The 13,461-nt window shown below is 62.5% G+C and carries 13 protein-coding genes; 7 read left to right on the plus strand and 6 right to left on the minus strand.

Features of this window, described 5'->3' with window-relative positions:
• Positions 1–192: 192 nt before the first annotated feature.
• The gene (locus IEY62_RS06830; protein ID WP_189015257.1) at positions 193–615 is read right to left on the minus strand and encodes an Hsp20/alpha crystallin family protein; all 423 of its coding nucleotides are present in this window, start codon (positions 613–615) and stop codon (positions 193–195) included.
• A 140-nt stretch (positions 616–755) separates the two neighbouring features.
• Between IEY62_RS06830 and IEY62_RS06835 the strand changes: the two genes are divergently transcribed.
• Positions 756–1,184 (plus strand): MerR family transcriptional regulator, encoded by a 429-nt coding sequence (locus IEY62_RS06835; protein WP_229785109.1) that lies wholly within the window; start codon positions 756–758, stop codon positions 1,182–1,184.
• A 55-nt stretch (positions 1,185–1,239) separates the two neighbouring features.
• Here IEY62_RS06835 and IEY62_RS06840 read toward each other — a convergent pair whose 3' ends face one another.
• A complete protein-coding gene (locus IEY62_RS06840; RefSeq protein WP_229785111.1) occupies positions 1,240–2,883 on the minus strand; it encodes an FG-GAP-like repeat-containing protein in 1,644 nt (547 codons plus the stop codon).
• Between the two features lie 48 nt (positions 2,884–2,931).
• The gene (locus IEY62_RS06845) at positions 2,932–3,135 is read right to left on the minus strand and encodes a hypothetical protein (RefSeq protein ID WP_189015259.1); all 204 of its coding nucleotides are present in this window, start codon (positions 3,133–3,135) and stop codon (positions 2,932–2,934) included.
• 428 nt (positions 3,136–3,563) lie between these two features.
• Here IEY62_RS06845 and IEY62_RS06850 point away from each other — a divergent pair, with 428 nt between their 5' ends.
• Positions 3,564–4,733 carry a glycosyltransferase family 4 protein gene (locus IEY62_RS06850; protein ID WP_189015261.1) on the plus strand — a complete coding sequence of 390 codons (1,170 nt, stop codon included), beginning with the start codon at positions 3,564–3,566 and terminating at the stop codon, positions 4,731–4,733.
• Positions 4,730–6,115 carry a UDP-glucose dehydrogenase family protein gene (locus IEY62_RS06855; protein WP_189015263.1) on the plus strand — a complete coding sequence of 462 codons (1,386 nt, stop codon included), beginning with the start codon at positions 4,730–4,732 and terminating at the stop codon, positions 6,113–6,115. The genes IEY62_RS06850 and IEY62_RS06855 overlap by 4 nt, the downstream gene beginning before the upstream one ends.
• 8 nt (positions 6,116–6,123) lie before the next feature.
• Here IEY62_RS06855 and IEY62_RS06860 read toward each other — a convergent pair whose 3' ends face one another.
• On the minus strand, positions 6,124–6,819 hold the full coding sequence (locus tag IEY62_RS06860; RefSeq protein WP_189015265.1) for a nucleoside/nucleotide kinase family protein: 696 nt from the start codon (positions 6,817–6,819) through the stop codon (positions 6,124–6,126).
• A 213-nt stretch (positions 6,820–7,032) separates the two neighbouring features.
• Here IEY62_RS06860 and IEY62_RS06865 point away from each other — a divergent pair, with 213 nt between their 5' ends.
• The 4 genes from IEY62_RS06865 to IEY62_RS06880 all read left to right on the plus strand — a co-directional run bounded on the left by IEY62_RS06865 (position 7,033) and on the right by IEY62_RS06880 (position 9,111).
• Positions 7,033–7,692, plus strand: coding sequence for a hypothetical protein (locus tag IEY62_RS06865; RefSeq protein WP_229785112.1), 660 nt, complete (start codon positions 7,033–7,035; stop codon positions 7,690–7,692).
• A 75-nt stretch (positions 7,693–7,767) separates the two neighbouring features.
• Positions 7,768–8,184 (plus strand): SRPBCC family protein, encoded by a 417-nt coding sequence (locus tag IEY62_RS06870; RefSeq protein WP_189015269.1) that lies wholly within the window; start codon positions 7,768–7,770, stop codon positions 8,182–8,184.
• Positions 8,184–8,612 (plus strand): MarR family winged helix-turn-helix transcriptional regulator, encoded by a 429-nt coding sequence (locus IEY62_RS06875; protein WP_189015271.1) that lies wholly within the window; start codon positions 8,184–8,186, stop codon positions 8,610–8,612. The genes IEY62_RS06870 and IEY62_RS06875 overlap by 1 nt, the downstream gene beginning before the upstream one ends.
• A gap of 85 nt (positions 8,613–8,697) precedes the next feature.
• Complete coding sequence (locus IEY62_RS06880) at positions 8,698–9,111, plus strand: hypothetical protein (protein WP_189015273.1); 414 nt, start codon at positions 8,698–8,700, stop codon at positions 9,109–9,111.
• A gap of 235 nt (positions 9,112–9,346) precedes the next feature.
• Here IEY62_RS06880 and IEY62_RS06885 read toward each other — a convergent pair whose 3' ends face one another.
• Both IEY62_RS06885 and IEY62_RS06890 read right to left on the minus strand, forming a co-directional pair.
• Positions 9,347–10,609: an APC family permease gene (locus IEY62_RS06885; protein WP_189015275.1), complete on the minus strand. Its 1,263-nt coding sequence runs from the start codon at positions 10,607–10,609 to the stop codon at positions 9,347–9,349.
• A gap of 73 nt (positions 10,610–10,682) precedes the next feature.
• Positions 10,683–13,235, minus strand: a complete 2,553-nt coding sequence (locus IEY62_RS06890; RefSeq protein WP_229785114.1) for a helix-turn-helix transcriptional regulator — start codon at positions 13,233–13,235, stop codon at positions 10,683–10,685.
• Positions 13,236–13,461 lie beyond the last annotated feature (226 nt).

Below are 13,461 nucleotides of genomic sequence, written 5' to 3' on the forward strand. Positions count from 1 at the left end.
ATGGCCCCCGGCCTGGGCCGGGGGCCATCAATCGGGAGACGACGGGCGGGGGTCGCTTTCATGTGCGCTAAAAAACGCTGTGACGTGGCGCGAAGCCTGCGCCCAACTATTCCGATGCGGCCGCCTCCGTTGTTCCCGGTCGGACCCGCCGGAAAACCACCCCGGGTGAGCTTTCCGGCAGGACGGACTGGATCAGGCGTTGATTTCCTGCCTCTGCCCGCTGGATTGGATCTCAATGCGCCGTGGCTTGGCCTTCTCGGCGACGGGGATGCGGAGTGTGAGTACCCCTGCGTCGTAGTTGGCCTGGACGCCTTCGGTGTCCAAAGTGTCACCCAGGATGAGTTGCCGGCTGAAGACACCCTGCGGGCGTTCGGCGGCAATCATCTCCGTGTTCTCGCCTGCGGGCGACTTCCGTTCTGCCTTTACCGTCAGGACGTTCCGTTCGACATCCAACTCCACCGAATCAGGGCTTACGCCAGGCAGATCGAAGGCAACAACGAATTGTCCGTCCTCCTGCCATGCATCCATCGGCATTCCGGCCGGGCGTGCTGTTGTGCCAAAAACCTGTTGGGCGAGCCTGTCGAATTCGCGGAACGGGTCAGTGCGCATCAGCATTTGGTTCTCACTCCTTTGGTTTGATGCTGATTCTGTTGTTGGTCCCAGCCTGCTGTATCTGTGTTGGCTGGTATAGATTTTTTATAGCACTGGTGAGAGAGTGGTGCAAGTAGTTTTTTAGTAGATCCTCGGAGGTTTTGATGGCGGTTACGGATCGCGCGACTTCTGCCGAAGAGCACGACGGCGGACCGGTCGCCCCTGCTTTCAGCGGCGACGCGGCGGGTTCCGGTGATGGGCGGAGCGTTTACGCGATCTCCGTCGCCGCGGAACTGGTGGGCACCGGCCAGCAGAACATCCGGCAGTACGAGCGCAAAGGCCTGCTCACCCCAGACAGGACCGACGGCGGCACTCGCCGCTACAGCGAAAACGACCTGGCCACGCTGCGCCGGATCGGGGTGTTGCTCGATGAAGGGCTGAATCTGGCCGGGGTGAAACGTGTGCTGGAGCTGGAAGAGGCCAATCGTGGGCTGACGGAGGACAACCGGGGTCTGAGCGAGCACAACGAGGAGCTCAGGGCGGACAACCGGGGGTTGCGGAAGGATTTGAAGGCGGCGCGGGGTGGGGGCTAGGTGGACACAACGCGAACGGTCGGCTCCGTTGTCGGGGCCAGCCATCCATGGAGTTCTAGAGGATCGCGGTCATGCCATTCCACCCTTGACCGATGACTCGGCCGCTGGGCCATATGGCGCTGCCACTACCTGAAAAGAGCCACATAGCACCCGATGAGTCGCGGGCCATCACGTCGGCTTTTCGATCGCCGCTGAAATCACCTGGACCGAACACGGCCGTCATGCCGTTCCAGCCTTGGCCGTACTGCATCGTTGGGTACCACCCGCCTGCACCATTCCCGGGGTAGAGCCAAAGGCGACCGCCGGAATCGCGGGCCATGACGTCGGAGGCGCCGTCGGAGTTAAAGTCACCCACACCCATGATGTCCGTCATGATCGACCAGCCGGACCCAATCCGCGACTGAGCGAGCCAACCGCCCTTTCCATTTCCGGGGTACAGCCACAAAACACCGCCAGAGTCTCGAGCTACAACGTCAGGTTTCCCATCACCATTGAAATCGCCTACACCCGTAATGGCCGTCATGACGTTCCAGCCTGATCCGACCTGCACCCGTGGCGACCAACCACCCGCCCCATTTCTAGGGTAGAGCCAGAGAGCGCCAGCGGAATCGCGAGCCAAGACGTCGGAATATCCGTCGCCATTGAAGTCTCCGGGCGCAAGGATAGCCGTCATGACATTCCAGCCCTGGCCAACTTGCCGCCTGCTGAGCCATCCGCCGGCACCGTCGCCAGGATAGAGCCAGAGTGCGCCAGCGCCATCGCGGGCCAAAACGTCAGCTTCCCGCCCACCGGTGAAGTCATTCTTCACGGGCTGCAGGTCAGCGGGCTGGATCACAGTTACCGAAGCGCTGCCCTGATTGGCGACATAGGTTGCTCCCGTGCGCTCATTGACAGCCGTGGCCACAGGGTGAACCCCAGTTCGGACAACCGACGCGGTGTTGGATGAATCAATGACGACAACACCGCCGCCGCTCAGCGTCGCGTATGTTCTTTGTCGGATGGAGTCCACAACCAAGGAGGTCGGCTTGCTGGAAATGCTGAGCTGACCGATTTTGCTCCGCGTTGCTGGGTTAACCAACACGATAGAGGAGTCCCCCGCGGCGCTCGAGGATTCGACGAAGACTGTTCCCGTCCAGGAATCAACAGCCACCTTTCCGAATGTCTCATTCGCCTGGTAGTCGAGGCTTGAGTAATTGGAGTTGTCCACAAGCCCCAGCTCGCTTTGCGGGCTGCCAAGGTAACTACCAGCCACCGACCGATATACATCATTGGTGTTTGTGTTCACAGCATGCCCAACGGCAACGCTGGTCCCGAGGACGTATACGTCCTTAGCATTTGTTTGCCCATCGATGACCGTCAGTGCCCCATTGGTAGTCACGAAGGCCTTGTTCCTGAGGGGTTCAACGACGACGGTTAGAGGAGTGGACGTGTAGTAGGGAATGTCCACCGTCGAATTGCCCGAAAATGGGTCGATGACAGTGATCCCATTGCTGTAGGCAACGTACACCTTCCAGGAAAACCGGTTGACGGCAACAATTCGGGGATTGGGGCCCGTCGCTACCCTGTCCGAAATCGAAGTGCCGTCCATGATGACCACCGAGCCATTGGCGCCATTCTTGCCGGCAACGCTGATGTAAGCCGTGCTCGTTCCTCGAGTCGCAACGCCCTGAGCGACGCCTCCGACGTCGACTGTCACCACCTCGCGCGTTTCTGCATCGATGACTGAAACCCCGCTGTCGGTGGCAACCTAGACATCCCCGTTTTCAGCGACGGCAATGTCGTGCGGAGCTGTGCCCACGGCGACATCAACCGATGTCGAGTCGGCCACTGCCGGCGAGCCAACCATCAACGAAACTGCCAGCGAGGCAACGACGGCGAATGCCGCCGTCGTGCGCTTTAGGCGTGATTTTCCAACTCCGGACACAGCTGTACCGGACGCGACAGAACCCATGGGACCCCCGAGAATTGAGACGCGACTGTCGCGTCGATGAGCGGAGTCTACAGGGCGGTCAGGAAACTCACAGAATCAGTCCGGACTGGCAATCGTGTGCTCCGAGCAAAATTAGTGCTTCTACGTACATCGATCCGGGCGACCGAAAGGCACCAGAAACCACATTAGGCCCCAAGTCTGTGGCCCAACGTAACAACGTTGTCACCGCATCTCAACAGCTGGCGAACATGGCGGACCAACTGTTCCCGACAACGGCGCCAACCCCAAACCGACGGCGACGGCGACGGATCGAACCGATGCCAGCCGCCGCCGTTTTACGTTAGATCCCCATGCCCGCGAACCCGTACCCCCACCTGTTAACCCACTCTTCCCCCGCAGGCCACCCCCGCGCACCCAGTAAGCCAACCGCCGCGACCACCGTTGAAGGCGTGAGGATCGCAATCGTCGCCGAATCATTCCTGCCACTGATGAATGGGGTAACCCACTCGATACTGCGGGTGCTGGAGCATCTGCAAGAGCGTGGGGATGAGGTGATGGTGATCGCGCCGTCGACCTCGGACACTGATGTTTCGAGCGTCGAGAAGGGTGCGCATGTGCATCGGCTTCCCTCGGTGCCGCTGGCCGGTTATACGAATGTTCGGGTTGCGTTGGGCGGTGTGAATCGGGTCAAGCGAATCCTTGCCGATTTCTCGCCCGACGTCGTTCACCTCGCTTCTCCTTTCGTTCTCGGCTGGCGTGCCGTGCAGGCCGCCCATCAGCTCGGCATCCCGACTGTCGCGATCTACCAAACCGAGGTTCCCAGCTACGCCGCCCGATACGGCGTGCCGTTCCTAGAGAACTGGGCCTGGAACCGCGTGGACAACATCCACCTCCTGGCCACCCGGACCCTGGTGCCGTCCACGTTCGCGCTGAACCAGTTGCGCGGACGCGGCATCCTGCGCGTGGACATGTGGCGTCGCGGTGTGGATACCGCGCGTTTCAATCCCGCAAAACGCTCGACGGCGTGGCGCAGCTCGGTGGCGCCCGACGGTCAACGAATCATCGGCTACGTCGGCCGGCTCGCGGTTGAGAAGCAGGTTGAGGACCTCGCCGTCCTGGCTGATGTCCCGAACACGAAACTGGTCATCGTCGGCGATGGTCCCCAGCGCGAAGCTCTCCAAGCCGCGCTTCCGAACGCACATTTCGCTGGCTTCCTCGGCGGTGATGCCCTGGCAGAAGCAGTCGCCGGTTTCGATCTGTTCGTCCATCCCGGAGAGTTCGAGACCTTCTGCCAGACCATCCAGGAGGCCATGGCGTCGGGGGTTCCGGTAGTCGCCACAGGTAGGGGCGGCCCCTTGGATCTGGTGGAGAACTCCCGCACCGGCTGGCTGTATGAGCCGGCAAACCTCACCCAGCTGCGCGCTTACGTCCAGGACCTGATGGGCGACGACGCCAAGCGCCGCGCGTTCGCCACGGCGGCTGCCGCTTCGGTCCAGGGCCGGACGTGGCCGGTGCTCAGCGCCGAGCTGGTGCGCCATTACAACGAAGTCATCTCCGGCGTGCCCAGTGAAACAACTGACCCCTCGGAACTCACGTCAAGCAAAGGACCCTCCTCATGAAGATTTCCGTGATCGGCTGCGGCTACCTGGGCGCAGTCCACGCAGCAACGCTTGCGTCCATGGGCCACACCGTGGTGGGTATCGACGTCGATGCCTCCAAAGTTGAGCAGCTCAACAAGGCGCTGGCCCCCTTCCACGAACCCGGCCTGGATGAGCTCCTCAAGGACGGCCGCACCACGGGCCGGCTCGTGTTCACCACGGACTTCGCCGAAGCTGCGGACGCGCAGGTGCATTTCCTTTGCGTGGGTACCCCGCAGTCCAAAACCTCGGACACCGCGGACCTCTCCTACCTGATGGGCGCCACGAGGAGCCTCCTGCCGCACTTGGCGAAGGGTGCCGCCGTCGTTGGCAAATCGACTGTGCCGGTAGGCACGGTGGAGACGCTTCGCGCGGTGCTGGCCAGGCGCTCGGACGTGCTCCTGGGCTGGAATCCGGAGTTTTTGCGCCAAGGCACCGCGGTGAAGGACTCGCTGGTTCCTGACCGCCTCGTTTACGGCGTCCCGGGCGGCAAGGGTGCCGCCGCAGGTGCGCCCATTACCGCCGTTTTGGATGCGGTGTACGAGCCCCTGATTTGTGCCGGCATCCCGCGACTGGTCTGCAACTTCGCTACCGCGGAGCTGATCAAGTCGGCGTCGAACGCGTTCCTGGCCACGAAGGTCAGCTTCATCAACGCGATGGCTCAACTGTGCGACGCGTCGGGCGCGGACGTCAGTGAGCTCAGCGAGGCGATGGGCCTGGATCCGCGAATCGGCAACCGCTATCTGCACGCCGGACTGGGCTTCGGCGGCGGCTGCCTGCCCAAGGACATCCGCTCGTTCCGGGCACAGGCGCGCGAGCTGTCGGTGCCGTCCGTTGATGAGTGGATGGCCTTGGTCGATTCGGTGAACCTGGATCAGCGATCCCGCGCGGTGGAGGTGTCGCGCGACATGTGCCGCGGCTTCCTGTCCGGCCGAACCGTCACGATCCTCGGCGCCGCCTTCAAACCGGACACCGACGACATCCGCGACTCCCCCGCCCTGGACGTCGCCCAGCAACTCGCCGACGCCGGCGCGCACGTGACCGTCACCGACCCCAAAGCCATCAACAACGCCTGGATCCGTTACCCGCAGATCCGTTTCGAGGCCTCCACCAAACGCGCCCTCGAAGGCGCCGAACTGGTGCTGCTGCTCACCGAATGGGACGAATACGTTTCGCTGTCGCCTTCCGTAGTTGGATCACTGGTACGACGCCGGATGGTGCTGGACGCTCGAAACGTACTGGACGCTGAGGCTTGGCGCGCCGCCGGTTGGACGGTCCGCGGCTTGGGCACGGGCGCTTCGGTGGTTGTTGGCGAGGATGGCCCAGCCGGCCGTGCCGACAGGAAGCGGCACGCGCGGGCGTAGTTCGCGGATCAGCGGTCGCGTGAGGAGGCTTCCTCCGGAGGCATCAGCCTGGGTTGTTCGGGAAGAGAGTTGTCAATGATCCGTGTGGCACGCGTCCACGGCCGGGCCTGTTCAAAGTAGAGCCGCTGCCCACCGACGTACCGCCGCATCGAGTGGTGTTCAGGGTCCGGGTTGCTGCCGTCCCTGGCGGACATGCGCCTGGCAGTTTCCGCGAAGGGAACATCGAGGAAGACGGAGTAGTCCCAGTGCCCGGCCATCCGGTCGCGGTGGAGGAACATTCCCTCCACAAGGACAATCGCATCGTCCGGAGCTTTGCAGGGTTCGGTGTGTAGCCGGACATTCTTTCGGGCATCTGTGACAGCCGGGCAATAAACGCCGTCTCCGCCCTTCCTGAGGGGCGTCAGGACATACTTCTCCAAAGCTGCGTAGTCGTAGGTGTCCAACCAGAATCCCTCGGGCGATGACCGGCCCCTGCGGTGTCGGACTTCCTGCAGATTGAGGAAGTCATCCACATGAATGGTCAGGACCGGACGGGCCTGGGACATCGTGAGCGCCCCCGACAACCCGCCGGCGAACGTTGATTTTCCGCTGCCATCCACGCCGTCAATGCCAACGAGTTGCCGCCCGGAACCCAGGTCCTCGAGGTCCTCTGCGAGCAATCTGAAAAGCCCGGCCCTGGTCATCGTGTTGTCTTCCCCAAGCATCCACCCATGGTGGCACAGGACGAGTAATCCCATGTGGCACGTAATATGCGACTTTTTCCATCCGGACCTTCCGGCGGGTGTTAGGGTCGCACCACGCGCCATCGCATCGGCGCACTACAAGGGGGCATTACTTTGCACAAACTATTTTCGCGCGCCGAAAAACAGTCAGGATCCAGCCGGGGTACTCGCCCCAAGGCACTTGGCATCGCGGCCATGGGATCACTTTTCATCCTGCTGACGGCCTGCGCACCGATCGGAACTGCCAGCTCAGTGAGCAGCTCCAGCGGTTCGCCGTCCACCACCTCATCGCCAAAGCCCACACCAACACCCACAAAGATCTCGGGAACGTCCTGTTCCGCGGAGAAGAAGACCCAGGTCCTGGCGGGTGAGACGTATGTTTGCGCCGTGGATCAGGCCGGGAAACTGACCTGGTTGGACTCCGCGACGGCGCAGGCTCTGAATGACCAGCGTGCGGCCTCGGCAAAAGCCGTGGCGGATAAGGCAGCTGCAGACAAGGCGGCAGCGGACCAGGCAGCCGCTGCCAAGGCTGCAGCTGACAAAGCCGCAGCAGACAAGGTGGCAGCGGACAAGGTGGCAGCGGACCAGGCAGCGGCCGCGAAAGCTGCGGCTGACCAGGCGGCAGCCAACGCCGCCGCCAAGGCCGCCCCGGTTGCGCCGGCAGCGCCGGCAGCGCCGGTCCAAAGCGGATGCGACCCGAACTATGCCGGTGCCTGCGTGCCGGTTGACTCCGACGTCGACTGCGCCGGCGGTAAAGGCAACGGTCCGTCGTACGTCCGCGGGCCCGTGACGGTGATCGGTTCGGACATCTACGGCCTGGACAACGACCACGACGGAATCGGCTGCGAAAAATAGGCTGTCGCTGGTCATGGACAAGATGATCTATGCACAGATAGTCTGTGCATAGATCATCTTATCGAGGAGGCAGCCATGTGGGACTACGAACACAGCGTTGAGACCGAAGCGGCACCACAGGACATCTGGCGGCTGTGGGCCGACGTCGAAAATTGGGGCGACTGGAACGCTGAGATCGAGCGGATCGAGATCAACGGCCCCTTCGCAGCGGGCACAACCATCCTGATGACGCCACCTGGCGAGGACCCTATCCCACTGCAGCTCGCCGAGGTGGTGCCGGGTGAGCTTTTCGTTGACGAGGCTCAATTCGACGGCTTGCTGCTGCGGACCACCCACCGCATCGAAAAGCTCGACGGCGGCCGCGTCCGGGTCACGTACCGGATGGAGATCTCCGGCGCCGGGGCAGACGAAACCGGGCCCGCGGTCGGCCCTGGCATCACAGCCGATTGGCCCCGGACCATGGCTTCCCTCGTCGAACTCGCACAGCGCTGATGCCGCTCAGCCCCGGCGAAAGTCCCGGATTCCTGCTGTGGCACGCTACGCTTCGCTGGCAACGCGAGGTAGCGGCAGCCCTGGCCCCGCACGGCATCACCCACGTGCAGTTCGTCCTGTTGGCGTGCACCTGGTGGCTCAACAAAGAGGGCGGGTATCCCAATCAGCTTGCGGTGGCCCGTCAGGCTGGCACTGATGTGAAGATGGCGTCGCAGGTTCTGCGCACCTTGGAACAGAAGGGCCTCATAGAACGCGAAGTGGACCCTGCGGACACCCGGTCCAAACGACTACGCGTCACAGCGATGGGATCCGAGCTGGCTCCGCTTGCCATTGCCGCCGTTGAACTCGCCGACGCCCAATTCTTCGGGCCTTCCTCCAGCGGTGATCTCGTCCCTCTGCTGAAGCGGTTGGCGCATCCAGAGGATTAGCCTGCCGAATTTCGCGTCACGCGTCCGCCGTTGGCCCCACTACCCCTATGCCGGGGGTAGGGCCGACGAACGACGAGGATTTCCATTGATCACGCACTTCTACCCTGTAGCCCTTCGACTACTCACCAGCATCGTCGCTGTCTGTTCTGCGGTATCGGCTACCCTCCTGGGAACGGCGCCACCCCCGGACGGCTTGAAAGTACTTGATCCCGCGGACCTGCGGGCTACCGCGGTTGTGCTCACCATGGCGCTGGGTGTGGTGGCGCCGGTAGCCGCATTGATCGCGGACCCTTTGAAGTGCCTGCTGCTGAAAGCGGGAGTGTTTGCGGCGTCCGGATTCGGCAATGCCATGATGCTCAGTCCGTTGCTGGTTGTTCCCTTTCAGCTTACTCCCGCCATGCTGGCTGTGACGTGCTCGATTGCCATGACGCTCGCTAGCATCGTCACGTTCATGGAATCCGTTGAGCGCAGGAATGCCCGACGACGCGCCAACACCTAGATGGGCCGGTCCACCACTCATTTTTCCCGGGTTCGGCCGGTAAACCCCCTCTGGCACCACCTATTTTAGGGTTTTGTATACCTAGGGCCCGAAATCCGGCCATATGGTTCTTTTGTGCCACCGGAGCAGGATTCCCGGTGTCCGGCGGGTTACCCCACCTGCTCCAGGCGTAGGCGGCACTACGGCACGACTCCACCCCACTACCCCCGGTGGAGTCGTGCCCAGCCGCATCCCGCTACGGCTTGGTCCGGTTCCGACGCAGCCGCAGGAGGCGGTAGATGATCCCCACGGCGAACATCAGCACACCAAGCCCTACCGAGAGTGGTGGCAACGTCAGCACCAGGCCTACGCAGGCCACAGCCCCGGCCAGCTGAAGGAACTTGGGATATCTGCGGTCTTCCTTCGGTTGGGTGTACGCGGCCACATTGGCTACCAGGTAGTAGAGCAGCACGCCGAACGACGAGAAGCCTATGGCACCCCGGAGGTCCGCTACTGCGATCACAAGGCAAACCACAACGGCCAGGGCTGTTTCTGCCCGGTGCGGAACCTTGTATTTGGGGTGCACGGCTGCGAGCCAGGGTGGAAGGTCGTGTTCCCGCGCCATCGCCAGACTGGTGCGGCCGAGACCCGCAATCAGAGCCAATAGCGCCCCAAGCGACGCCACCGCCGCACCGATTCGAACCACCGGAGCGACCCACGCCATGGAGCCTGCGGCTACGGCGTCGGCCAATGGCGTCGGTGTCCCGGCCACCACCTGCGGACCGAGCACTGTCAGCAAGCTGAAAGCGATGACGGCGTAGATGACAATGGTGATTCCCAGTGCGATGGTGATTGCCCTGGGGATGGTTCGCCTGGGGTCACGTACTTCCTCGCCCATGGTTGCGATTCTGGCGTACCCGGCAAATGCAAAGAACAGCAGGCCCGCCGACTGGAGGATGCCGTACCAGCCATGCGCCAGCAGGCCTTCCCCCACGATGTTCCCCATGTCGGGGCCGGAGCCACCCCACACTGCTGCGACGGCGATCGCCAAGGCACCCAGCACGGCAACCACGAGCACCCGGGTGAGGCCCGCGGTCCGGGTCACGCCGTGATAGTTCACAGCGGTCAAAAGTACGACGGCCGCAATCGCCACCAGGCGTTCCCACCCCTGCGGCGCGGCGTAGGCGGCGAAAGTCATGGCCATGGCTGCGGCGCTGGCCGTTTTGCCGATCACGAATCCCCATCCGGCGAGGAACCCGGACCATGGACCGAGCCGTTCCCGACCGTAGACGTAGGTGCCACCGGAGGTGGGGTATCTCGCGGCAAGCTGGGCAGACGAGGTTGCATTGCAGAAGGCCACAAATGCGGCCACCACCAGCCCGATCAACAAACCTGATCCGGCTGCCGCGGCTGCGGGTGTGAAGGCTGCGAAGACGCCCGCTCCGATCATGGATCCCAAGCCGATAAGGGAAGCGTCGAAGGTGCCGAGTCTGCGGGCCAAGGCCGGGTGGTTGCTCACTGAAACCCTTCAAGTACCGGCGGGGTTCAGGCGCCGGGAACCGCGGTAAGAGGTGGTTTCAGCCTATCCTGCGTCATTGAGGGGGAAGTAAATTTCCCACCAGCATGAAGAGTCCATTGCGGGACGTTACCCGGGTCTTTCGCAGCGCATTTGAGATGTGGTTTTCGACTGTCCGGGTACTGATTCCCAAGTGTTCGGCGATCTCCACGTTGCTCCGGTGTCCGGCGAGGACTGCCACTTCGATCTCCCGTTCTGTCAGTGGCGTGGCCCTGAAGGCGTTGAAGGACATTTGCTCACTGGCGGATGGAAACCTTACAGCGAACAAGGACGACGCCTGTGCCAAGGCATCGGCCGCGGCGACATCGCCCTCGATGACATGCCGCTTGAGTGCTCCCCTGAGCAGCATCCCTACCTGGTAGGTATCGATGTCCGGTTCATAGTGCTTCAGGAGAAGTCCCAGTAGCTTGTGGTCGCCTTCAACCACTGCGTTGGCAATGGCAATCAACTGATCGTGGACAGTGATCCCGCGTTCCCGAAGGATTTTCTGCAGCAGGTCCAGGACAGGCCGTCCGGGGTTCAGGCACGTGCAAAGGAGGGCTGTCATTGCAGCTTCGAGGATGTAGCCGCTTTTCAGCTGACGTCTGACAAGCCGTGTGGCCTTGCGCTCGAACAGTGAAGGTTGGGCGCTGTTGTTGGCCACCAGTTCGTAGGCTCCCTTCCCGATACCGGGCAACGGACCAAGGTCCGGGCCATCCGTCCTGGCCTGAGCAGCGATGGACAGTGGAGGTGGTGTTGCCGTGGTGGCGTGACGCAGTCCCGCCAGCCGCAGCATTGCCTCATAAAGGACGTCCACCACGAAGCCCGGCTTGCCCATGGCAAACACACTGCTCATGAGGTATTCGGCTTCTTCGAAGAGCCCGCAGTACAGCAACCCGTGCGCTGCCACGTAACTGCTGGTAATCACTCCGAATTGGTCGAGGCTCTTCCGTGCTTCGGCGCGCCAAGCCAGGGCAAAGACCAATGACTCTTCAACGCGCCCGGCGGCAAAGAGCGCGAAGCTGTGAATGAAGGGGCGCAGTTGTTGAAACGCGTCGTCGTCAGCCGCCCCTTTCACTGCCTCGAGTGCAGCTGCCGGCTGGAAGCGGTACAGCTCCAACAGCCCCTGCACCAGGTTTCCCATCCCAGGCTCGTCCTGGACCACCCGGGGCTGCCCCATGTTTTGCTTGATCGGCCCGTTTGAGGCTGAGATGAAGAGGATGGCGGCCTCGGCGTCGTCGTTGCATTCCGGGTGGTTTGCTGCGACGTCGCGAAGGATTTCGACGGCGTGGTCCAGTCCCTGCCCCGTTTGCAGGGCGAGCATGGCCTTGGTGATCGTCAGGAACAGGAGGTCTCCGGGGTCCGCGTCGTGTTGTGGAGTTTCGGTGCAAACCCGCAGGGCACGCGCGGTGTTGACGGGCGCGCCCCAGTAAATCCTGAGGAGTGACACGGCGTTGGCCATCGTCTTGTTTGCTTCCCACCGCTCAAAACGGGATTGCTCGCGGGAAGCATTGTGTTCGTGGAAGTGCCGGGCGGTGACGGCGTCGTCTTCGCCTTTCTCAAGCCGCAGTGTGGACAATGCCCGGGAGAGGCAGTCAGCGGGGGTGGCGCCTTCCGGGGCGGTTTGCGGTGGCGCCTCCAGCACGCCGGCAACTTTGCTGCGAAGAAGGTGCCTGTCCCTGAGCATCTTCTGCCCGCGGAAGTAGTCGGCCACTACAGGAGGGCTGATCGCGGCGTTGGAGCCGTTCTGGTGGTCATCCAAAACGGTCAGGAAGCCTTTTCGTTCGAGGTTTTCCAGGACATCGGGCTGGATGACTTTGTGCAGGACGTCGATCCGGGCTGTGCCCAGGATCGCCATGATGTGAAGTGCAGTGAACTCGGCGGGCGTGAGTTCGGCCAGGAGGGCTTCCAGGGTCCCTTTGAGGTGTTCGTTCCACAGGCGGTTCGAAGCCATCCGCCACTGCTTGTCCTCCAGAACAAGCAGGTTGCTAAGGAGTGCCGTCTCCACAATCCGTACCACCAGACGGGGGTTGCCGGCCGACTTGGTGAGAACGCGCGCCGTCGTTTCGGCATCTGCCGGGGCACCGAGCACCTGGGCGATGAGCGTATGCACTTGCTCGTAGTGCAGAGGATCCAGTTGAAGGTGTGCCTCAGGCCGGCTGTTGAGGACCGCCAATTGTCCTCTCGAGAAAGCCCAGGTTTCCGGTGCCGTGGCCACCATAGGGCAGTCGGATCTGCGTCGGACTGCTTCAAGGACCGCCAGGGACTCGTTGTCCACCAAGTGGAGATCGTCCACTACGAGGAGATGCTTTCCGGCCGTTCCCAGTTGACTGGTGAACACGTCGGCGAGCTCCAGGACTCCGCTGCGGCCGGGCCTCATCTCAAGTCCAAGGCCTTTGATGGCCGCGAAAGGGATGGTGTGGTGGGTGCGAAGGCCATTGATGACATGAACGGCGACGCCGGTCTTCTCCAGGTTGGCCACGACGTTGCGCACAACCGTGGTCTTTCCGCTGCCGGGGGCGCCAACAATCCGTGTGCCTATACCGCGAGCAACAAAGTCCAGGATTCGCTGGACCTCTGAATCGAACACTCGACCTGACCTTCTGTTTCTGTGGATGCCCGACATGCGGCTCACCTCGCAGGTTAGATCTGGAAAGTGGGACTAGGTGGCAAAACGGCCTTGCACAGGCCGTTTTTGGCGTTTCTAGGTGGTGATTTGGGCAAAAATAGGTGCTCACGGGCTGCGTCTAGGTGGTGGGACGGTGTGGCAGTCAGAAAATCCATGGGTGGCTCCCTCAGCTCTGCAGGTGGATTAC

This window comes from Paenarthrobacter histidinolovorans, from assembly GCF_014647595.1.
In the GTDB taxonomy this organism is placed as follows: Bacteria; Actinomycetota; Actinomycetes; order Actinomycetales; family Micrococcaceae; genus Arthrobacter; species Arthrobacter histidinolovorans.

What these genes read in the sequence shown, in the direction of transcription:
- IEY62_RS06830 (WP_189015257.1), bottom strand. Translation starts at nt 615, where the DNA reads ATGCTGATGCGCACTGACCCGTTCCGCGAATTCGACAGGCTCGCCCAA.
- IEY62_RS06835 (WP_229785109.1), top strand. Translation starts at nt 756, where the DNA reads ATGGCGGTTACGGATCGCGCGACTTCTGCCGAAGAGCACGACGGCGGA.
- IEY62_RS06845 (WP_189015259.1), bottom strand. Translation starts at nt 3,135, where the DNA reads ATGGGTTCTGTCGCGTCCGGTACAGCTGTGTCCGGAGTTGGAAAATCA.
- IEY62_RS06855 (WP_189015263.1), top strand. Translation starts at nt 4,730, where the DNA reads ATGAAGATTTCCGTGATCGGCTGCGGCTACCTGGGCGCAGTCCACGCA.
- IEY62_RS06860 (WP_189015265.1), bottom strand. Translation starts at nt 6,819, where the DNA reads ATGCTTGGGGAAGACAACACGATGACCAGGGCCGGGCTTTTCAGATTG.
- IEY62_RS06865 (WP_229785112.1), top strand. Translation starts at nt 7,033, where the DNA reads ATGGGATCACTTTTCATCCTGCTGACGGCCTGCGCACCGATCGGAACT.
- IEY62_RS06870 (WP_189015269.1), top strand. Translation starts at nt 7,768, where the DNA reads ATGTGGGACTACGAACACAGCGTTGAGACCGAAGCGGCACCACAGGAC.
- IEY62_RS06875 (WP_189015271.1), top strand. Translation starts at nt 8,184, where the DNA reads ATGCCGCTCAGCCCCGGCGAAAGTCCCGGATTCCTGCTGTGGCACGCT.